This window comes from Cellulomonas timonensis (assembly GCF_900046455.1).
GTDB lineage: Bacteria > Actinomycetota > Actinomycetes > Actinomycetales > Cellulomonadaceae > Cellulomonas_A > Cellulomonas_A timonensis.
Genome location: NZ_FCOT01000011.1, coordinates 516,683 through 534,676 on the forward strand (window position 1 = coordinate 516,683; position 17,994 = coordinate 534,676).

The 17,994-nt window shown below is 72.7% G+C and carries 18 protein-coding genes; 7 read left to right on the forward strand and 11 right to left on the reverse strand.

Going from position 1 to position 17,994, the window contains the following annotated elements; all coding sequences use genetic code 11:
- Nucleotides 1-117 precede the first annotated feature (117 nt).
- Complete coding sequence (locus BN3788_RS07900; RefSeq protein WP_066584031.1) at nucleotides 118-1,500, forward strand: uracil-xanthine permease family protein; 1,383 nt, start codon at nucleotides 118-120, stop codon at nucleotides 1,498-1,500.
- A 108-nt stretch (nucleotides 1,501-1,608) separates the two neighbouring features.
- Here the strand turns inward: BN3788_RS07900 and BN3788_RS07905 are convergent, their stop codons facing one another.
- Together BN3788_RS07905 and BN3788_RS07910 are read right to left on the reverse strand one after the other, a co-directional pair.
- Nucleotides 1,609-2,304 carry a LytR C-terminal domain-containing protein gene (locus BN3788_RS07905; protein ID WP_082812693.1) on the reverse strand — a complete coding sequence of 232 codons (696 nt, stop codon included), beginning with the start codon at nucleotides 2,302-2,304 and terminating at the stop codon, nucleotides 1,609-1,611.
- A 33-nt stretch (nucleotides 2,305-2,337) separates the two neighbouring features.
- Nucleotides 2,338-2,673 carry a type II toxin-antitoxin system VapB family antitoxin gene (locus tag BN3788_RS07910; RefSeq protein WP_066584034.1) on the reverse strand — a complete coding sequence of 112 codons (336 nt, stop codon included), beginning with the start codon at nucleotides 2,671-2,673 and terminating at the stop codon, nucleotides 2,338-2,340.
- A gap of 277 nt (nucleotides 2,674-2,950) precedes the next feature.
- On the opposite strand from BN3788_RS07910, the gene BN3788_RS07915 reads away from it, so the two are divergent.
- Together BN3788_RS07915 and BN3788_RS07920 are read left to right on the forward strand one after the other, a co-directional pair.
- Complete coding sequence (locus tag BN3788_RS07915; protein WP_066584037.1) at nucleotides 2,951-3,697, forward strand: AfsR/SARP family transcriptional regulator; 747 nt, start codon at nucleotides 2,951-2,953, stop codon at nucleotides 3,695-3,697.
- Nucleotides 3,694-4,326, forward strand: a complete 633-nt coding sequence (locus BN3788_RS07920) for a nucleoside/nucleotide kinase family protein (protein WP_066584041.1) — start codon at nucleotides 3,694-3,696, stop codon at nucleotides 4,324-4,326. Before BN3788_RS07915 ends, BN3788_RS07920 begins: the two co-directional genes overlap by 4 nt.
- A 90-nt stretch (nucleotides 4,327-4,416) precedes the next feature.
- Here the strand turns inward: BN3788_RS07920 and add are convergent, their stop codons facing one another.
- On the reverse strand, nucleotides 4,417-5,448 hold the full coding sequence (add, locus tag BN3788_RS07925) for an adenosine deaminase (protein WP_066584044.1): 1,032 nt from the start codon (nucleotides 5,446-5,448) through the stop codon (nucleotides 4,417-4,419).
- A gap of 95 nt (nucleotides 5,449-5,543) precedes the next feature.
- On the opposite strand from add, the gene BN3788_RS07930 reads away from it, so the two are divergent.
- Entirely contained in the window at nucleotides 5,544-8,009 is a 2,466-nt protein-coding gene (locus BN3788_RS07930) for a glycoside hydrolase family 31 protein (protein WP_066584053.1), read from the forward strand.
- 14 nt (nucleotides 8,010-8,023) lie between these two features.
- Here BN3788_RS07930 and BN3788_RS07935 read toward each other — a convergent pair whose 3' ends face one another.
- From BN3788_RS07935 to BN3788_RS07955, 5 genes are all read right to left on the reverse strand, one after another.
- Complete coding sequence (locus tag BN3788_RS07935; RefSeq protein ID WP_082812695.1) at nucleotides 8,024-9,586, reverse strand: SulP family inorganic anion transporter; 1,563 nt, start codon at nucleotides 9,584-9,586, stop codon at nucleotides 8,024-8,026.
- Between the two features lie 84 nt (nucleotides 9,587-9,670).
- Complete coding sequence (locus tag BN3788_RS07940; RefSeq protein ID WP_066584063.1) at nucleotides 9,671-10,420, reverse strand: SIR2 family NAD-dependent protein deacylase; 750 nt, start codon at nucleotides 10,418-10,420, stop codon at nucleotides 9,671-9,673.
- 116 nt (nucleotides 10,421-10,536) lie between these two features.
- Nucleotides 10,537-11,187, reverse strand: coding sequence for a hypothetical protein (locus tag BN3788_RS07945; protein ID WP_066584065.1), 651 nt, complete (start codon nucleotides 11,185-11,187; stop codon nucleotides 10,537-10,539).
- Nucleotides 11,184-11,522 (reverse strand): DUF6457 domain-containing protein, encoded by a 339-nt coding sequence (locus BN3788_RS19485; protein ID WP_187138369.1) that lies wholly within the window; start codon nucleotides 11,520-11,522, stop codon nucleotides 11,184-11,186. Before BN3788_RS19485 ends, BN3788_RS07945 begins: the two co-directional genes overlap by 4 nt.
- A complete protein-coding gene (locus tag BN3788_RS07955; RefSeq protein WP_066584067.1) occupies nucleotides 11,519-11,842 on the reverse strand; it encodes a carboxymuconolactone decarboxylase family protein in 324 nt (107 codons plus the stop codon). The genes BN3788_RS19485 and BN3788_RS07955 overlap by 4 nt, the downstream gene beginning before the upstream one ends.
- A gap of 279 nt (nucleotides 11,843-12,121) precedes the next feature.
- Between BN3788_RS07955 and BN3788_RS07960 the strand changes: the two genes are divergently transcribed.
- Together BN3788_RS07960 and helR are read left to right on the forward strand one after the other, a co-directional pair.
- On the forward strand, nucleotides 12,122-12,976 hold the full coding sequence (locus tag BN3788_RS07960; RefSeq protein WP_234346539.1) for an alpha/beta hydrolase: 855 nt from the start codon (nucleotides 12,122-12,124) through the stop codon (nucleotides 12,974-12,976).
- A 159-nt stretch (nucleotides 12,977-13,135) separates the two neighbouring features.
- Entirely contained in the window at nucleotides 13,136-15,319 is a 2,184-nt protein-coding gene (gene helR, locus BN3788_RS07965) for an RNA polymerase recycling motor ATPase HelR (RefSeq protein ID WP_066584069.1), read from the forward strand.
- On the opposite strand, the gene BN3788_RS07970 is transcribed toward helR, so the two are convergent.
- Both BN3788_RS07970 and BN3788_RS07975 read right to left on the reverse strand, forming a co-directional pair.
- Nucleotides 15,316-15,906, reverse strand: coding sequence for an NADPH-dependent FMN reductase (locus BN3788_RS07970; RefSeq protein ID WP_066584072.1), 591 nt, complete (start codon nucleotides 15,904-15,906; stop codon nucleotides 15,316-15,318). The two genes, helR and BN3788_RS07970, sit on opposite strands and share 4 nt — an antisense overlap.
- A 142-nt stretch (nucleotides 15,907-16,048) precedes the next feature.
- The gene (locus BN3788_RS07975) at nucleotides 16,049-16,459 is read right to left on the reverse strand and encodes a RidA family protein (protein ID WP_066584074.1); all 411 of its coding nucleotides are present in this window, start codon (nucleotides 16,457-16,459) and stop codon (nucleotides 16,049-16,051) included.
- Nucleotides 16,460-16,556: 97 nt separating this feature from the next.
- Here BN3788_RS07975 and BN3788_RS07980 point away from each other — a divergent pair, with 97 nt between their 5' ends.
- Nucleotides 16,557-17,183, forward strand: coding sequence for a TetR/AcrR family transcriptional regulator (locus BN3788_RS07980; RefSeq protein WP_066584081.1), 627 nt, complete (start codon nucleotides 16,557-16,559; stop codon nucleotides 17,181-17,183).
- On the opposite strand, the gene BN3788_RS07985 is transcribed toward BN3788_RS07980, so the two are convergent.
- The gene (locus BN3788_RS07985; protein ID WP_066584083.1) at nucleotides 17,173-17,682 is read right to left on the reverse strand and encodes a MarR family transcriptional regulator; all 510 of its coding nucleotides are present in this window, start codon (nucleotides 17,680-17,682) and stop codon (nucleotides 17,173-17,175) included. The genes BN3788_RS07980 and BN3788_RS07985 overlap by 11 nt on opposite strands.
- Nucleotides 17,683-17,994: the final 312 nt, after the last annotated feature.

Consider the following 17,994-nt stretch of genomic DNA (forward strand, 5'->3'; position numbering starts at 1 on the left):
GGCGTCGGTGGACGGGCGCCCGGGACGCCCACCTCGGGTCGCTACTCTCTGCACGGGTCGCGGCCAGAGGCCGACGGGGCGGACCCGGCCACACACACCACTGAAGGAGTCCCCTACGTGAGCAGTCTCGGATGGCGAGTGCACGGCGACGGGCGCACAGTCCGCACGGGCGCGGTTGTCGCCCCCGATGAGCGGCTGAGCTGGCCGCGCACCATCGGCATCGGCATGCAGCACGTCGTGGCCATGTTCGGCTCGACGTTCCTGGTGCCGATCATCACCGGCCTGTCACCCGCGACGACGCTGTTCTTCTCCGCGGTTGGCACCGTGCTGTTCCTGGTCATCACCGGGAACAAGCTCCCCAGCTACCTCGGGTCGAGCTTCGCGTTCATCGCGCCCATCACGGCGGCCACCGCCTCCGGCGGCGAGTCCGTGGCACTGGGCGGCGTGGTCGTGACCGGCCTCCTGCTCACCGCCATCGGCCTGGTGGTGCACGTCGCGGGAGCGCACTGGATCGAGAAGGTCATGCCGCCGGTGGTCACCGGCTCGATCGTCGCCCTCATCGGGCTCAACCTCGCGCCCGTGGCGTGGGGCACCTGCGACCAGTCCGTGGTCGACGGCGAGATCGTCGAGTCGTGCACCGCGGGCTTCCGCGCGGCGCCCATCACCGCTCTGGTGACGCTGTTCGCGATCATCCTGACGACCGTGCTGTTCCGCGGCATCCTCGGGCGGCTCGCGATCCTGGTGGGCGTCCTCATCGGCTACGTCGTCGCGGCGTTCCGCGGCGAGGTCGACTTCACCTCCGTGGAGGAAGCGTCCTGGTTCGGCCTGCCCACCTTCATCACGCCCACGTTCGACCTGGCGGTGCTCGGGCTGTTCGTGCCCGTGGTGCTCGTGCTCATCGCGGAGAACGTCGGCCACGTGAAGTCGGTGTCCGCGATGACCGGCAAGGACCTCGACCCGCTCACCGGGCGGGCGTTGCTCGCCGACGGCATCGCCACCACGCTGGCCGGCGCCGGCGGCGGCTCGGGCACCACCACGTACGCCGAGAACATCGGCGTCATGGCCGCCACCCGCATCTACTCCACGGCCGCCTACTGGGTGGCCGCGGCCACCGCGCTGGTGCTGAGCCTGTCGCCGAAGTTCGGCGCCCTCATCGCCACGATCCCCGCCGGGGTGCTCGGCGGCGCCACGACGGTGCTCTACGGGATGATCGGCATCCTCGGCGCCCGGATCTGGGTGCAGAACAAGGTCGACTTCTCCAACCCGGTGAACCTCACCACGGCGGCCGTCGCGCTCATCGTGGGCATCGCCAACTACACGTGGGTGGCCGGCGACATCACCTTCGAGGGCATCGCGCTCGGCTCCGCCGCCGCCATCGGCGTCTACCACCTGATGAACGGGCTGGCCCGCTGGCGCGGCACGTCGCAGGAGGCCGCGAGCCCGGCGTCCGTGCCGAACGGCACCGAGCTCGAGGGCGTCGAGCGCGCGTCGCAGGCATGACGCAGCCGCACTGAGGTCGTCGCGCAGGTCGTGCACAAGACAGCGAGGCCGGGCCGCCTTCGGGTGGCCCGGCCTCGCTGTCTGTCGCTGTGCTGGCGACGTCGCGGGCTACTCGCCCTCGACGACCACTTCGCCCTCGAGGGGCTCCTCATCGGCCGGGATGTCCTCGGCGCCGGGCTCGGACGAGGAGGCGACGGACGGCGCGGGCGCCGGGACGACCTCCTCGACGGGCCGGCAGCCCGCCGCTCCGACGAGCTCCTGCGCCGGGTCGAGGGTGACCTCGTCCGCCGCGAGCAGGTCGTTGAACCGCTCGCCGACGATCAGGTCGACAGTGGCGTCCTGACGCTCGTCGAGCACCATCACCGGGTTGTCGAGGTGCGCGGCGAGCGTGTACGCCGCGGCGACGCCTGACGCGCCGAAGGACAGCCGGGCGGCGTCGCCCAGCCGGAGCGTCGCGTTCGCGACGGTGGCCACGGCGAAGCCCCGCTCGGTGAGCGAGTTCGCCGTGGAGGAGGCCAGACCGCTCGCGTTGGAGCCGTTGTAGACGTTCACCGTGACCTCGCCGACCGCCACGGGCAGCGCGCCCGTCGGCGGGCAGGGGACGATGGAGCCGACTCCCGGCGTGGGGGTCGCAGTGCTGAAGTCGCGGGCCAGGAACGGCAGCTCCACGGCGCCGGAGAACACCGCGGCGGATCCGATGCCAGCCACCGCGAGGCCCGCGAGGAGCAGGCCGAAGATCCCCGCCTGGCGTTCATGCATGCGGCGCCGGCGCAGGTCTCGGGCGCGATCCGGGTCGGTGGTCATGGCCTCGTTGCTTCGTTCACTCGGTCGTCTCGCTCACTCGGTGGTCTCGCCCGTTCGGTCGTCTCGCCCAGCGGTCTCGATCACGAGCACGCGGGCGTGCAGGATCGGGCGCTGGTGCAGGGCCGCCCGCACCGCGCGGTGCAGGCCGTCCTCCAGGTACATCACACCCCTCCACTGCACCACATGCGCGAACAGGTCGCCGTAGAACGTCGAGTCCTCGGACAGCAGGTTGTCGAGGTTCAGGGTGCCCTTGGTCGTCACGAGCTCGTCGAGCCGCACCTGCCGCGGAGCGACCTCGGCCCACTGCTTGGGTGTCACGAGCCCGTGGTCCGGATAGGGCCTGCCGTCGCCCACCGCCTTGAAGATCACGGGCGCGAGTCTAGGCGTAGCGCCTGCCGGGTCGAGGCTGCCACGCAGATCCATGCGGGGCGCACCCCGCATGCGTGCAGAAGCCATCTGCCGCCGCGCGCGCTGGGGGGCCGTCACACGCGCGTCACGCGCACGTCACCAGGGGCGGCGTGGGCCGTGCGCCGCCGGGCTGCTGACCCGGGCGACGGGTGGTCGACGCGCGCCCTCGGGCGACCTGTGGTCTGCTCGATCTGCCGCGCGACGAGGAGTGGCGGGGCTCCTGGGGGGGAGGGGTGCCGTGGAACCGGTGGTGCGCCATCAGGTCAGCCTGCTGGGCGGGTTCCGGCTCGTCGTCGACGGCCGGGACGTCGAGGCCCCCGCGGCCACACAGCGGATCGTCTCGGTGCTCGCGCTGCGCGGTCGCAGCCGCAGGGGCCGGCTCGCGGGGATGCTGTGGCCCGACGCCTCCGAGGCGCGGGCCCTCGCGAGCCTCCGCACGGCGATCTGGCGGGCCAACCAGCTCGCGCATGGGCTGATCGGCACGGCCCACGACACGGTGGTGCTGGGGCCCGACGTGGACGTCGACGTCACCCGTCTGGTCCAGGGCGCGCATGCCGTGATGGCGGCCAGGGGCCCGCTGCCCGAGGGCGACGACCCCGCGCGGTACGCCTCGGGCGACCTGCTGCCCGGCTGGGACGACGAGTGGCTCGCAGGCGACCGGGAGCGGCTGCGCCAGCTCACGCTGCACGTGCTGGAGGCCCGCGCCGTGCAGCTCGCCCGGTCAGGGCGCTTCGGGCTGGCGCTGGAGGCGGCCCTGGGCGCGCTGCGCAGCGACCCGCTGCGGGAGAGCGCGCACCGCACCGTCATCCGCATCCACCTCGCGGAGGGCAACCAGGCCGAGGCTCTGCACGCCTACGCGGAGTGCGCGGGCGTGCTCCGCAGGCAGCTCGGCGTGGCGCCGTCCCCGGAGACGAGCCGCCTGGTGGCCACGCTGGCCGGGGCGGTGCGCTCGGCCCGGGGCGCATCCGTCACCATGGGGGCGTGACCCCTCGACTCTCCGTCACCGAGCTGCCCGCGCGCGTCCGGTCGCTGGCCCGGGCGCACCCTGGTCGGCGCGTCGTCATCGGGATCGTGGGGCCGCCGGGGGCGGGGAAGTCGACGGTGGCCGGGCAGCTCGCCGAGCGGCTCGGCGACGCGGCGCGCGTGCTGCCGATGGACGGCTTCCACCTCGCGCAGCGTGAGCTCGAGCGGCTGGGCCGTGCCGACCGGAAGGGCGCCCCCGACACGTTCGACGTCGACGGCTATGTGAGCGCCCTGACGCGCGTGCGCGCCGACACGGCCGCCACCGTGTACGTCCCGGAGTTCGACCGGGGGCTCGAGGAGCCCATCGCGTGCGCGCTGCCGTTCGGCCCGGACGTGCGCATCGTGCTGACCGAGGGCAACTACCTGCTGCACGACGCGGGCGGCTGGGAGCAGGTGTGCCCCCTGCTCGACGAGTGCTGGTACCTCGACGTGGACGACGTGGTGCGCGTGGGGCGGCTCGTGGACCGCCACATCCGGTACGGGCGCCCGGAGGCGGCGGCGCGGGCCTGGGTCGAGCAGGTCGACGAGCGGAACACGGCGCTGGTGGCGCGGGGCCGGGAGCGGGCGGACGTGCTGGTCGCGCTCGACTGACCGGGCGCGGCGCCAACGGCTGAGCGGCCGCGCTCCCCGACATCCGGGGTGCGCGACCGCTCAGCGGGCCTGGCTGGTGGGGCCGGGGGATCAGGCGGTGGCGCGGGCCACGTACGCGTCGATCTCGGCGAGGTAGCCGGCCTTCGCGTCGTCGTCGAGCCACGACGCCTCGAAGGAGTTCTTCGCGAGCCGCACCACGTCGTCGAGGCTGAGCCCGGCCTTCGCGACGAGGGCGTCGTAGTTGCCGGCGACGTAGGCGCCGAAGTACGCCGGGTCGTCGGAGTTGATCATGATCTTCACGTCGTCGTGCAGGAGCTGCACGATCTCGGCGGCCTTCATGTCGTCGGTGACGAAGCTGTTCGACACCGGGCAGGACGTGAGGCCGATGCCGCGCTCGCGGACCACGGCGACGAGGGACGGGTCCTCGACGATGTTGGTGCCGTGGTCGATGCGGTCGACGCCGATCTCCTCGATGACCTGGCGGATGTTCTCGATGCTGCCGACCTGGTCGATGTCGCAGTGCATCGTGAGCTTGAGGCCGAGCTCGCGGGCGCGCGCGAACGTGTCGGCGAACTTGCGCGGCGGGTTGTCGCGCTCGTCGGAGTCCAGGCCCACGCCCACGATGAGGTCCAGGTACGGCGTGGCCGCCTCGAGGGTCTGGGCGGCCGACTCGGCGCTGTGGTCCCGCAGGAAGCACATGATGAGCGCCGACGAGATGCCCAGCTCGGCGCGGGCGTCGACGGTGGCGCGGTGGTAGCCGGTGACGACGTCGGCGAACGGGACGCCACGGGTGGTGTGGGCCTGCGGGTCGAAGAACATCTCGACGTGGCGCACGCCCTGGTCAGCGGCGCGGCGCAGGTACGCGAGGGCCAGGTCGTAGAAGTCCTGCTCGGTGCGCAGCACCTCCATCGCCGGGTAGTACACGGCGAGGAAGCTGGCGAGGTCGTGGAACTCGTAGGTGGCCTGGACCTCGGCGACGGTCTTCTGGTCCAGCTCGATGCCGTTGCGCTGCGCCAGGGCGAGCTTGAGATCGGGCTCGAGGGTCCCCTCGAGGTGCAGGTGCAGCTCGGCCTTGGGCAGGCCGGCGATGAAGGCCGGGGTGGGCGCGCTGGCAGTGGGCATGGGTGCGTTCCGTTCACTCAGGAGATGGCTCGTGAGGGACGTTATCAGGGTGCCGATCTGTGACTGGGGTCACATTCGAGGGTAGCGTCGGGCGCATGTCGACGGCCTCCTCAGACCTCGCGGAACCACCCGGCGCGGACCCCGCAGTCGCCGACCCGCGGGCCGTCGTGCAAGGCCCGGGCTACCGGTTCACCGTCCTCACCAGCCGCCTCATCCGGATGGAGCGCAGCGAGGAGGACGTCTTCGTCGACGCTCCCACCCAGCTCGTGCGCTCACGCCGCTTCGACGTCCCGCAGATCACCGTCGCGGAGTCCGACGACGGCATCGACATCTGGACCGAGCACCTGCACCTGCGCTACGACCGGGGGCCGTTCACCGCCGCCGGGCTGTCCGTGTCCATGCGCACCCGCGCGCAGAGCACGCATCGCACGCGGTGGAGCTACGGCGACCCGGCCCGCCCCGGCGACGGCCGCCGCTCGAACCTGGGCGGCGCCGCCCGCACGCTCGACGACGTGGACGGCGCCATCGAGCTCGAGCCCGGGCTGCTGTCCGTGCACGGGTTCGCCGTGGTCGACGACACGCGCTCGCTGCTGCTCACCGACGACGGCTGGGTGGCGCCCCGGCCGCCCGGCGCGGGGCAGGACCTGTACTTCTTCGGCTACGGCCGCGACTACCAGGACGCGCTGCGGGACTTCTTCGCGCTCACCGGCCCCAGCCCGCTGCTGCCCCGCTGGGCGCTGGGCAACTGGTGGAGCCGGTTCCACAGGTACACCGCCGACGAGTTCCTGGCGCTGATGGACCGCTTCACCGCCGCCGGCATCCCGTTCTCGGTGGCGGTGCTCGACATGGACTGGCACCTGGTGGACATCGACCCCGCGCTCGGCAGCGGGTGGACCGGCTACACCTGGGACACGGGGCTCTTCCCCGACCCGGCCGCTTTCCTCGCGGCGCTGCACGAGCGGAACCTGCACGTCACCCTGAACGTGCACCCCGCCGACGGGGTCCGCCGCCACGAGGCCGCCTACGCGGACATGGCCCGCGACCTGGGGCTCGACCCAGACAGCGGGCTGGAGATCGCCTTCGACATCTCTTCACGGGAGTTCGTCGACGCGTACCTGCGCCGCCTGCACCACCCGCAGGAGGAGATCGGCGTCGACTTCTGGTGGCTCGACTGGCAGTCCGGCGCCAACGCGCGCCTGCCCGGCATGGACCCGCTGTGGATGCTCAACCACGTGCACTACCGGGACTCCGCGCGGAACGGCCGCCGCCCGCTCACCTTCTCCCGGTACGCGGGGCTGGGCAGCCACCGCTACCCGGTCGGGTTCTCCGGCGACACCGTCGTGACCTGGGCGTCACTCGACTTCCAGCCGTACTTCACCGCGACCAGCGCGAACGTCGGCTACTTCTGGTGGAGCCACGACATCGGCGGGCACCTGGGCGGCGTCAAGGACGACGAGCTCGCCACCCGGTGGTTCCAACTCGGCGCGTTCTCACCCGTGAACCGGCTGCACTCGACGGCCAGCCCATTCAACTCCAAGGAGCCGTGGCGCTTCAGCCTCCAGGCCGAGCAGGTGATGACGCGGTTCCTGCGGCTGCGCCACCAGCTCGTGCCCTACCTGTACTCCGCGATGTGGGCGGCGCACACCGACGGCATCGGGCCCATCCGCCCGATGTACCACGACCACCCGTGGGAGGAGGACGCCTACGAGGTCCCGAACCAGTTCATGTTCGGCCCCGACCTGCTGGTGGCCCCGATCACCACCCCCGCGGACCGCCGCACCCACCTGGGCGACGTCACCGCGTGGCTTCCCGAGGGCGCCTGGTTCGACGTGTTCACCGGGCGACGGTACGACGGAGGCCGGCGCATCGTGCTGCACCGCACCCTGGAGCTGATGCCGGTGCTGGCCCGCGCGGGCACCGTGCTCCCGTTGGCCGCCGACCCGATGGCCGACACCGCGATCGACCCCGAGTCGCTGGTGCTGCGGATCGTCCCCGGGGCCGATGGGCGCGCGGAGCTGGTCGAGGATGACGGCGGCCCTGAGGTGGAGCCCGCGAACCGCCGGCTGACAGCGGTCACGGTGGAGTGGTCCACGCACGGCGGCGTCGGCGGCGTGACGGCGGACGCGGTGCTGACAGTCGAGCCGCCCACCGGCCGGGGAGTCCGCACCACACGGACCCTGGCCTTGGACGTGCTGGGCGTCGACGCCGTGCGCCGCGTCACCGCGGGCGGGCGGACGCTGCGGCAGGGCGAGGTGGGCGTGGTCAGCGACGCGGGCCGCGGTGGCGGCGGCCAGGGTGTGCTCCGGGTCGACCTCGGCGCGGTGGACCTGACCGATGGCCTCGAGGTGCACCTCGACGGCCTGCGGCTGCGGGCCGCGGACGTCACCGCGCAGGTGTTCGCGCTCCTCGACGAGGCCGAGATCGCGTTCGACACCAAGTCGCAGGTGATGGAGCTCGTCGAGCGGCAGTCAGGCGCCGCGCTGCTGTCCACGCTGCACAGCCTGGACCTGCCCGGGAACCTGTACGGCGCGATCGTCGAGGTGGTCGCCGCCGCTGCCTGAGTGCTGGGAGCGGGTCAGTGCCCCGCTCCGAGGTTGCCGGTCAGGCGGCGGTGCCGATCCGCGGAGGGCGCGTCGAGCCCGGTGATGGCCACCTGCTTGCCGCGCGCCGCGTACTTGGTGGTGATGGCGTCGAGCGTCGCGACGGTGGACGCGTCCCAGACCTGCGCGCCGGACAGATCGATGACCACGCGGTCCGGGTCGCCGGCGTAGTCGAACTGGTAGACGAGGTCGTTCGAGGACGCGAAGAACAGCGCGCCGGTCACGACGTACTCGCAGCCCTCGTCGGTGGCGCGCCGGGTCACCTGGGTGAGGTGCGCGACGCGGCGCGCGAACAGCACGGTGGCGACCAGCACCCCCGCGATCACGCCGATCGCCAGGTTGTGGGTGGCCACGACGGCGGCCACGGTCGTCACCATCACCGCCGTCTCGCTGAGCGGCATGCGCCGCAGCGTGGACGGGCGGATCGAGTGCCAGTCGAAGGTCGCCACGGAGACCATGACCATCACGGCGACGAGCGCCGCCATCGGGATCAGGCCCACCACGTCGCCCAGGCCCACCACCAGCGCGAGCAGGAACACCCCGGCGAGGAACGTGGAGATGCGGGTGCGGGCCCCGGACACCTTCACGTTGATCATCGTCTGGCCGATCATGGCGCAGCCGCCCATGCCCCCGAAGAACCCGGTGATGATGTTCGCCGCGCCCTGCCCCCACGCCTCGCGGCCCTTGTTCGAGTGGGTGTCCGTGACGTCGTCGACCAGCTTGGCGGTCATCAACGACTCGAGCAGGCCCACCAGCGCCATGGCCAGCGCGTATGGCGCGATGATGCCCAGCGTCTCCAGGGTGAGCGGCACCTGGGGGAGCAGCAGCGTGGGCAGCGCGTCGGGCAGCTCGCCCTGGTCGCCGACGTTCGGCACCGTCAGCCCCGCCACGACGGTGACCACGGTGAGCAGCACGATCGCCACCAGCGCCGCCGGCACGGCAGTGGTGAGGCGGGGCAGCAGCGCGATGATCGCGATCCCCGCGGCGACCAGCGCGTACACCGCCCACGGGACGCCCGTGAGGTACGGGAGCTGGGACAGCACCACCAGGATGGCCAGCGCGTTGACGAAGCCGATCATCACCGAGCGTGGGATGAACCGCAGCAGGCGGGCCACCCCGAGCAGTCCCATGGCCACCTGCACCACACCCGCCAGGATCACCGTGGCGATCAGGTAGTCCACCCCGTGGTCGCGCACCACCGGAGCCACGACCAGCGCCACGGCGCCCGTCGCGGCCGAGATCATCGCCGGGCGGCCGCCCAAGAACGCGATCGAGACGGCCATCGTGAACGACGCGAAGATGCCGAGCCGCGGGTCCACGCCCGCGATGATCGAGAAGGACAACGCCTCCGGGATCAGCGCGAGCGCCACCACCAGGCCGCCCAGCACCTCGGTGCGCAGCCGCTTGCCCGAGCGCAGGGCGCCCAGCACCGAGTGCGCCTGGTCGGCCTCGGGCACGGCGGGGGTCGATGGGCGCTGGCTGAGCGCGGCGTCGTCCGGCGCAGTGTCGGTTGGCGTGTCGGTTCGCGGGGTGTCCATCGGGCGGTGTCCATCCCTCAAGCAGGCGCAGCCGTGGCGGTGCGCGTCAGGTCGTCGTGGGCGCCGTCCAGGCGGGACCCGGGCTCAGGTCGCGAGCAGGTCCCGCACGAGCGCCGGCAGGGCCACCTCGATGGGCCGCCGGTCGACGGTGTCGGCGAGCCGATCGTACGGTGTGGGCTCCGCGTTCACGATCAGGATGCGGGCGCCCGCCTCCGCGGCGACGGAGGTGAGGCTCGCGGCCGGCTGCACGGTGAGCGTCGAGCCGACGGCGAGGAACACGTCGCAGGACGCGGCGGCCTCGACGGCGGCGTCCAGCACGTCGGAGGGCAGCGGCTCGCCGAACATCACGACGTCGGTGGCCAGCGGGCCGCCGCAGCGCGCGCAGTGCGGATCCGGGTCGACGTCGAGCCGCGCCATCACCTCAGCCGTCGGCTCCGGAGCCCCGCACCGCAGACAGCGCGACCCCGTCAGGCTGCCGTGCAGCTCGAGCACCTTCGACGCGGGCAGGCCGGCCCGCTGGTGCAGGCCGTCGAAGTTCTGCGTGGCGACGGCCCGCAGCAGCCCCGCCTGGTCCAGGTCCGCCAGCGCGCGGTGGCCCGGGGTCGGCTGCGCCGTCCACAGCGGATGGTCCCGCCACATCTGCCAGGCCCGGCGGCGGATGTCGGGCTCGGCGAGGTACCAGTCGAGTTCCAGCAGGCGCGAGGCCTGCGGGTCGCGGGTCCACACGCCGTTCGGGCCTCGGAAGTCGGGGATGCCCGATCCGGTGGAGATACCGGCGCCCGTGAGGACGGTGACCGAGGGCGCCGGGTTGAGGGGTGTCTGCGCGTCTGCCACGCGCCCGACGCTACGCCAGCGACCTCGACGCCCCGGCACGCCACCGCCCAGCACGCCACCGCCCAGCGCGCCACCGCCTAAGCGCGCCACGCCCGGGGGCAACGCGCGCGAGCGGCTCAGTCCGTGGCGCCGCCGGCCTCGCGCTCGGCGCGCTGCTTGATGCCGCGCAGCATCCGCTGCGTCATCAGGAGGCTGACCCACTCGATCGGCTCGACGAGCAGCGCCGACCACGGCGCCGCGTACCCGTAGCGCTCGCGGACCACCAGGCGCGTCGTGCCGCCAGGGCCCTCGCACAGCACGAAGGCCCAGCTGAACTCGACGGGCGACTTCCCGGTGGGGTCGTCGGCCCTCAACACGAGCGCGCGCCCGGGCTCCACCACCTCGACGCGCAGCCCGCCATCGGGGTGCAGCCGCACCTCGTCGCCGACGGCCAGGCCCTGCCATGCGGGCACGATGCGATCCGAGCTGTGGATGTCGCAGCCCACCAGGTTCTCCAGCGCGTCATAGCTGTAGAAGCCCGCGCGGCCCTGGCCGAGCTGCACCACCCACGGCCACACGTCGGCGGGGGCCGCGCGCACGGTGATGGCCCGGGTCGCCACCAGCCGCGGATCGGGTACCAGGTCGTCGCCCGGCAGGCCCGTGGCCAGCTCGCTGTCGGTGGCGCCCCAGCGCAGGGACGCCCGGCGGGCCAGCAGCACGCCGGCCACGCCCAGTCCGGCGAGTGCCAGCCGTGCCGCGCGTCCGCGGGTGGGGGAGCCGGCGGTCATTCGGCGGTGACCTCGTCCGGGTCCCACGCCGCCACGAGCTTCTCCACGGCGGCGATGCGCTCGCCGACCACGCGCGCCTGCTCGGCCGGGTCGGTGGAGGCGCTCGCGCCGGCGAGCCCGACGAGGAACGCCGTCACCGGCGCCCCCGGGCGGCTGGGGCCGTGGGCGACATGGTTGATGAGCTGCAGCAGCGGCATCGTGTTGGCGTCCAGCACGGAGCGGTCGACGTCGAGCTCGGCGCACACCTGGTCCAGCCAGGCGTTCATCACCGCCATCTTCTGCGTCTCGTCGCCGCGGTCGCGCTGGCCGGCGCCGCCCTGGCCAGCCCCGCTCACTCCTGGCCCCCTTCGATGACCTCGGCCATCCACTGCCACGCGGCGACCGTCGCGGGGAAGCCCCGGGTGGTGATGCCCAGCAGGATCACCTGCTCGACCTCGGCGACCGTCGCGCCGGCGGCCAGCGCCTTGCGCACATTCGACCGCACCGCGCCGTCGGCCTGCGCGCCCAGGGCGATGCCCAGCTTCACCAGGCGGATCGTCTTCTCGTCGAGGGGCCCGGCCGCGTCGACGGCCTGCGCGAGGGCGTCCTGGCTCTGGGCGATCTCGGGGAACCGGCTGCGGAACCCGACGTACACGTCAGGGAGGTGATCCGGCATGGTGACTCTCCTTCTGGCAGGGCTCCCTGCCGCTCGACTGGACCTCGTCATCGTGGCACGGGGCACAGGTGGCGCCCAGGCGGGCTCCCGCGCAGGTCACATGTGTGCCGAGGTCGTCTGCGACGACGGTAGGCGCCGGTTGGCCTGGACTGTCGGGACGATGGGCCTGGTCGACGGCGCGTCGACGGCTTGCCGGGGCGGCGGCTGGCGTCGCGGATCGGCCACCAGGGCGTTCATCCGTGGGTCGCGGGACGTCGGGTTGAGCCCCACCCTGGAACGGTGGCCACACCGTCGGGGGCGAGGTGGAAGGCGCCGCTGCTGGCGCTTCCCGTCGTCGTGCTCATGCTCGTGGGCGCGGTCTGGGTCGGGCAGCAGTCCCTCGTCTACCACCCGGACCGGACGCCTGTGCCGCCGGTGGCCGACCGGCTCCCCGGGGCGCATGAGGTGACGCTGCGCACCACCGACGGCTTGGAGCTGGGCGCGTGGTGGCTGCCGCCCACGGGGACCTGCCGCGCGGCTGTGCTCCTGGCCCACGGCAACGGCGGCAACCGCGCGGGCCGGGTGCGGCTGGCCCAGGCGCTGAACGAGCACGGGCTCGGGGTGCTGATGTTCGACTACCGCGGGTACGGCGGGAACCCGGGGAGGCCCACGGAGGCGGGCCTCGCACTCGACGTCCGCGCGGCACGCTCCTACCTGCTCGACGAGGCGGGGGTTGAGGAGCAGGACCTGGTCTACCTGGGGGAGAGCCTGGGCACGGGGGTGGTCTCCGAGCTCGCCGTCGAGCACCCGCCGGCCGCGCTGGTGCTGCGCTCCCCGCTGACGTCCCTCGATGAGGTGGGCCACTCGCTCTACCGCGTGCCGGTCGGCTGGCTGCTGCGCGATCGGTACCTGGTGCGCGAGAACGTCGGACGGCTGGGCGTGCCCACCGCCGTGGTCTACGGCACCGACGACGCGATCGTGCCCGCCGCGCAGAGCCGCGACGTCGCGCGGACCGCCCGGGAGGCCGGGGCCGAGGTCGTCGAGGTCGAGGGGCCGGGCGCGGGCCACAACGACGACGTCCTCGTCGAGGGCGCGGCGCTGGTGGAGGCGGTGGTGGCGGTGGCCGTGCGGGGCGGGGTGCGGGGCTGCCGATGAGGCGCCGACGCGCATCCGGCACTGAGCGGGATGTCCTCCCTGCCGTATCCAACGTATAGCGCGCCGGGGGGCTTGCGGCAAGCCCCGGATCGGCGCGCAGACTCGTCGCCCGACGCCAGGGCCCGCGGGGGGCGGGTGGCGAGACGTGGAGCTGACGACGTGAACCCGGTGACGTTGAGTGTGTTCGACCTGCCCGACCGTCTCGCCGCCAAGGCGGACCCCGCGCTGGTCGCCGCCGACGCGCGGCATCTCGCGGCGGTCGTGGAGAGCCTCGACCTGTCGATCCAGGACCTGTCGCACCGACTCGACGTCGAGCGCAGGGCGCCGGGCGGCCGGGGCCAGGAGGCGCTGGCCAGGGACCAGGAGGTCCACCGGCTGACCGCCCGGCTGCGCGCGCTGCGTCGCTTCGGCGCGGACCTGTGCCTGGGGCGCATGGTGGGCGCGGACGATCCCGAGCCCGTGTACGTCGGGCGGCTCGGCCTCGCGGACAGCTCGGGCCGGCGGCTGCTGGTCGACTGGCGCTCACCCGCCGCCGAGCCGTTCTTCGCCGCGACGCACGCCCACCCGATGGGCCTGACGAGCCGCCGCAGGTACCGCTGGACTGGTGGGCGGGTCAGCGACTACTGGGACGAGGTGTTCGACGCCGACGGCGCGGCCGGCATCGACCACCACCCGGCCCTCGACGACCAGTCCGCGTTCATCGCCAGCCTCGGCGCCCACCGCTCCGCCCGGATGCGCGACGTGCTCGGCACCATCCAGGCCGATCAGGACGCGATCATCCGCGCGGACTCGCGCAGCGCCCTCGTCGTCGACGGCGGCCCGGGCACCGGGAAGACAGTCGTCGCGCTGCACCGAGCCGCCTACCTGCTCTACTCCGACCCCAGGCTCGGCCATCGCCGGGGCGGCCTGCTGTTCGTCGGCCCGCATGAGCCGTATCTGGCCTACGTCGCCGACGTGCTCCCCAGCCTCGGGGAGGAGGGCGTGCTGACCTGCACGATGCGGGACCTCGTCGCGGAGGGGGCCGCCGCGGCCGTCGAGGCCGATCCGGAGGTGGCGCGCCTGAAGTCCTCCGCCCAGATGGTCGACGCGATCGAGGCGGCGGTCCGGTTCTCCGAGCGGCCGCCCACCGAGGGGATGACGGTGACGACTCCCTGGGCCGATGTCTGGCTGAGCGCCGGCGACTGGGCCGAGGCGTTCGAGGCGCCCGAGCCCGGCATCCCGCACAACGAGGCGCGCGAGCAGGTGAGAGACGCGTTGATCGCGATCCTGAGGGACAAGCACGACCTGGAGGCCGACGACCCGCATGACGACGAGGCCGCGCCTGGCCAGGTCCGAGAGTCGCTCCGGCGGGACCCCGAGCTGCGCGCGGCGCTGCACCGCGCATGGCCGCTGCTCGAGCCGGCCGAGATCGTCGGGGACCTGTGGTCGGTGCCCGCCTACCTGCGCTTGTGCGCTCCGTGGCTCAGCGTCGACGAGGTGCGGGCGCTGCAGCGCGCGGACGCCCAGGTGTGGACGGTGTCGGACTTGCCGCTCCTCGATGCGGCCCGACGGCGGCTCGGCGACCCCGGCGCGTCCCTGCGCGCACAGCGCCACGAGGCAGTCGTCGCCGCCGAGCGCGCGCGCATGGCAGACGTCATCGGCGACCTCATCGAGGCCGACGACTCCACGCTGGGCGTGATGCACATGCTGCGCGGCGACGACCTGCAAGCCGCGCTGGTCGACGGCTCCAGCGTGCCCGGCGCCGCCCGCGACCCGCTCGCCGGCCCGTTCGCGCACATCGTCGTGGACGAGGCGCAGGAGCTGACCGACGCCGAGTGGCAGATGCTGCTGCGGCGCTGCCCGTCGAGGAGCCTCACCATCGTCGGCGACCGTGCCCAGGCGCGGCACGGCTTCATCGAGTCCTGGCATGAGCGGCTCGCGCGGATCGGGCTCGACGGGGTGGACCTCGCGTCCCTGAGCATCAACTACCGGACGCCCCAGGAGGTCATGGCGGCGGCCGAGCCGGTCATCCGGTCCGTGCTGCCCGACGCCAACGTGCCGACCTCCATCCGCCGCACCGGGGTCCCCGTCATGCAGGGATCGACGCGCGATCTGGACGCGGTGCTCGACGACTGGCTCGCCGCACACGCCGGGGGGACGGCCTGTGTCATGGGCGCCCCGGCGCATGCGGGGTCCTCCCGGGTGCGCTCGCTGACCCCGGAGCTGTCGAAGGGGCTCGAGTTCGACCTGGTCGTCCTCGTCGACCCTGAGGCGTTCGGCGAGGGGGCCGAGGGCGCGGTGGACCGCTACGTCGCGATGACCCGCGCGACGCGGCAGCTCGTCATCCTCACTCCGGACGCCTAGCCCTCGGGGTCGCCGATGTGCCCGGGCGCGTTGGCCGCGAGCACGCGCTGGACGAACGCCGCGTACTCCTCGACGAAGTGGCGCAGGAACGCTGCTGTCGACTCGTCCTTGACCTCGCCGTCCTCCGCGAAGACCTCGGGTCGGAAGGTGATGTACGCCTCGGGCGCGTTCATCTGCGGGGCGTCGAGGAAGCTCAGGACGCTGCGCATCGACGCCTGCATCACCGCGGTGCCGATCCCGCCGACCGAGGCCCCGATGATCCCCGTGGGCTTGCGTGCGAAGGCGTTCTGGCCCCAGGGGCGCGAGCCCCAGTCGATCGCGTTCTTCAGGCCGCCGGGGATGGACCGGTTGTACTCGGGGGACACGAACAGGATGCCGTCGGAGGCGGTGATCGCCGCCTTGAAGTCGCGCGCCTCGGGCGGGAAGTCCGCGTCGAGGTCGTAGTTGTACAGCGGCAGGTCCTTGATCGGGATCTCGGTGAAGGCCAGGTCGTCGGGCGCGAGCCTGACCAGCGCCTTCGACAGGATCCGGTTGATGGAACGGCTCGACAGGCTGCCCACGAGGTAGCCGATCTGGTGCTGGGCCATGAGGAGTCCTCATTCCTCGCCGGCGCCGCGGCGACCGGCGCGCCGACGGTGGAGCACTTCCCTCCAGCGTCGCCCCGCGCGCGGGGTGTTGTCGCGGCGGCCCGGGTCCGCGTCGCGGTGAGCCGAGCCGCCGCGAGGACTCCTAGTCGAGGACGGCGACGGCCTCGATCTCGACGAGCAGGCCGGGCCCCGCGAGCGTCGTCACGCCGATCCCGGTGAACGGCGGCTTCGGCACGTCGATCTCGAGTTCCGCGGCGACATGCTCGATCGCCTCCATGAACACCGGGAGCTTCTCCGGCGTCCAGTCGACGAGGTAGCAGGTGAGCTTGACGACGTCGTCGAAGCCGGCGCCCGCCGAGGCCAGCGCCGTGGAGATGTTCCGGTAGCACTGCTTGACCTGGGCCGCGAAGTCGCCCTCGCCGACGAGCTGGCCGTCGGCGTCGACCGCCACCTGGCCGGCCAGGTGGAGCAGCCGCGAGCCGGTGGCGACGGAGACGTGGCGGTACAGCGGGACCTCGGGCAGCCCTGCGGGGTTGATCAGCGAGACGGGCATGACACTCCTTGGCGGTGGGGTGGGCAGGGGTCGATCGGAGGGCCGTGGCGGCGCCGTCAAACAACATAGCATCGCTATGCAATGTTACGGTGAGGGCATGGCGCGCGCGAAAGACCCGGCGATCAGGACGCAGATCCTCGAGCGGGCGGCGCATATGCTCCGCGTCCGGGAGCCCATCACCCTGCGCTCGCTGGTGGCGGGGACTGGTGTCTCCACGATGGCCGTGTACACGTACTTCGGTGGCATGGATGGCATGTGGAAGGCGCTGCGCCAGGAGGGGTTCACCCGGCTCGCGGCGTCATTCGCCTCCGTCGCCGCCACCCCTGACGCGGTCGCCGACCTGACGGCCTACGTCGCGTCGTATGTGCGGCTGGCCCTCGCGCATCCCGATCTCTACCGCGTCATGTTCGACGCGAACTTCGAGCTCGAGGACCTCGCCGCCGCGGACGCGACCCTCGAGTGCATGGTCGACGCCGCGCGGCGTGCCCGTGACGCCCGCCGGTTCGAGCCCGACATCGTGCCGCTCGACCTGGCCACCCAGTGCTGGGCCATCGGGCACGGGCTGGTGTCGCTCGTCCCCAACGGGCCGCTGCCCGCCGACACCCTCCGGCATGCGGTCCCGCTGCTCACGGCCGTCTTCATCGGCGTGGGCGACGATCCCGAGAGGTGCCGTCAGTCCGTCGACGACGGGTGGGGGCGCGACCCCGTCCCGCTCAGCGGCTAGGCCCAGGGCCCGGGTTGCTGGGGCCGAGCCCCGCCTCGAGGCGGGTCAGCAGTGCCACCGCCGCCTCCACGGCCTGCCGTGTGTCGTTGTCACCCGAGGTGTCCCCGAGGCCTTCGGCGACGCGTGCGGCCCACGCGGTGCGGAGGCGTGCCACCTGCTCGTGGGCCAGCGGGGTGGGGCGCAGCAGCACGCTGCGGCGGTCCTGGTCGTCATGGCTGCGGTCCACCATGCCCTTGGCCTCGAGCGAGCGGAGCGTGACGCTGAGATTGCTCCGATGCAGCCCGGTCGCCTGGGCGACGGCGGTGGGGGTCGCAAGCGGGTGCCTGTCGATGCAGCGGATCACGGCGGCCTCGGTGGGTGTGAGCTCGACGACGTCGGCGCGGGCGGCCTGCGCGAGGTCTCGGGCCAGCACCAGCACGAGGTCCGCTAGCTCGGCCATCGCCGCGTGCGCGCGGTCGGCTGGGGCGGCGGCTGGGGCTCGGACGTCGTCGGCGGGCATCGGCTCAGCCTAGCGAAAGTCCTTACTGATATATAATTATGTCTTCATCACTATGCCAGGGGCTGTCTCTTTTACATATCTCCGTGCCCACGAGACAGGCAGATATCTCTCATGCCGTCCTTTGTTTTTTAAAACATGTAACTTAACCAAATCATTTGAATGTCTGCGCGTTGGATGGATGGGGGGGGTGCAGCAGAAAATACGTCAGAGACATTATCGGCATACGAGATTTCTGCCTGTCTCGTGGGCTCGGAGATGTGTATAGGGGGCTCGGAGATGTGTATAAGCGGCCGCGGACACCGCCATCCCCAC

Excerpts from the sequence above, each read along its gene's own strand:
- BN3788_RS07955 (WP_066584067.1), bottom strand. The coding sequence starts at position 11,842 with ATGCCGGATCACCTCCCTGACGTGTACGTCGGGTTCCGCAGCCGGTTC.
- add (WP_066584044.1), bottom strand. The coding sequence starts at position 5,448 with ATGCCCACTGCCAGCGCGCCCACCCCGGCCTTCATCGCCGGCCTGCCC.
- BN3788_RS07985 (WP_066584083.1), bottom strand. The coding sequence starts at position 17,682 with ATGCCCGCCGACGACGTCCGAGCCCCAGCCGCCGCCCCAGCCGACCGC.
- BN3788_RS07905 (WP_082812693.1), bottom strand. The coding sequence starts at position 2,304 with ATGACCACCGACCCGGATCGCGCCCGAGACCTGCGCCGGCGCCGCATG.
- BN3788_RS07935 (WP_082812695.1), bottom strand. The coding sequence starts at position 9,586 with ATGGACACCCCGCGAACCGACACGCCAACCGACACTGCGCCGGACGAC.
- BN3788_RS07980 (WP_066584081.1), top strand. The coding sequence starts at position 16,557 with ATGGCGCGCGCGAAAGACCCGGCGATCAGGACGCAGATCCTCGAGCGG.
- BN3788_RS07945 (WP_066584065.1), bottom strand. The coding sequence starts at position 11,187 with ATGACCGCCGGCTCCCCCACCCGCGGACGCGCGGCACGGCTGGCACTC.
- BN3788_RS07930 (WP_066584053.1), top strand. The coding sequence starts at position 5,544 with ATGTCGACGGCCTCCTCAGACCTCGCGGAACCACCCGGCGCGGACCCC.
- BN3788_RS07970 (WP_066584072.1), bottom strand. The coding sequence starts at position 15,906 with ATGGCCCAGCACCAGATCGGCTACCTCGTGGGCAGCCTGTCGAGCCGT.
- BN3788_RS07975 (WP_066584074.1), bottom strand. The coding sequence starts at position 16,459 with ATGCCCGTCTCGCTGATCAACCCCGCAGGGCTGCCCGAGGTCCCGCTG.